We start from the raw sequence: 613 nt of genomic DNA, 5'->3' as shown, positions 1-613 counted from the left end.
CAAAAACTGGGCAAACTGCTCCTCAAAGCGCTGCACCGCCGCCCCGCCGATGTACTGGCCAGAGGCCAGCAGCGCTTCCAGCTGCGGCTGCAACAGCCCGGCCAAAGCCCGGTACTGCCCCGTCAAATCCAGCAGCGGAATCGGCTCCTCCGTCATGGTGCTGCCTTTGCAGAAGGTGGCGGCCACAGCCCATCATCGCGGATGAGAGCCTGTGTACACAACGCTCTGGCCCAGAAGGGTTCTGGGGTTTGTCTTCCGCGGGTCGAGCTGGCCCTGAATCTATCCACCCAATCTGAGATAGAGTAAGCGCGGGATGTCCTGAGCCAGGGATCCCTGGATACCGCTTTCTAAAGGATGCTTTATGCAGGTGGCTTCTCGAGCAGTTGGCGGCACAGCGCCTTTGGCCCCCCGCCTTTTGGCTCTGGTGCCGGGGGGGATTGGGGATCAGATTTTGTTTTTTCCCACCTTGGCCAGTTTGCGGCAGCGCTTTCCGGAGGCGGAGCTGGAGGTGCTGGTGGAGCCGCGGGCAGCAGGGGCTTATGAGGTTTGTCCTTCGGTGAGTCGGGTGCTGACTTTTCCGTTCAAAGAACAGCTGTCGTTGGGGGATCTCAGC

1 protein-coding gene and 1 pseudogene are annotated in these 613 nt (G+C 60.8%); one reads left to right on the top strand and one right to left on the bottom strand.

What is annotated here, in order from left to right:
• Window positions 1–186 (bottom strand): annotated as a pseudogene (locus NW837_RS10415) (hypothetical protein); the annotation flags it as partial.
• A 175-nt stretch (window positions 187–361) separates the two neighbouring features.
• Here NW837_RS10415 and NW837_RS10410 point away from each other — a divergent pair.
• The coding region (locus NW837_RS10410) for a glycosyltransferase family 9 protein (protein WP_414331307.1) at window positions 362–613 on the top strand (252 nt) is incomplete at its 3' end.

Origin of the sequence: Synechococcus sp. R6-10 (assembly GCF_047461815.1) — a bacterium.
Classification (GTDB): domain Bacteria; phylum Cyanobacteriota; class Cyanobacteriia; order Thermostichales; family Thermostichaceae; genus Thermostichus.
Note: the sequence above shows the minus strand (reverse complement) of the source record. Positions and strands in the feature narration are given on the sequence as shown.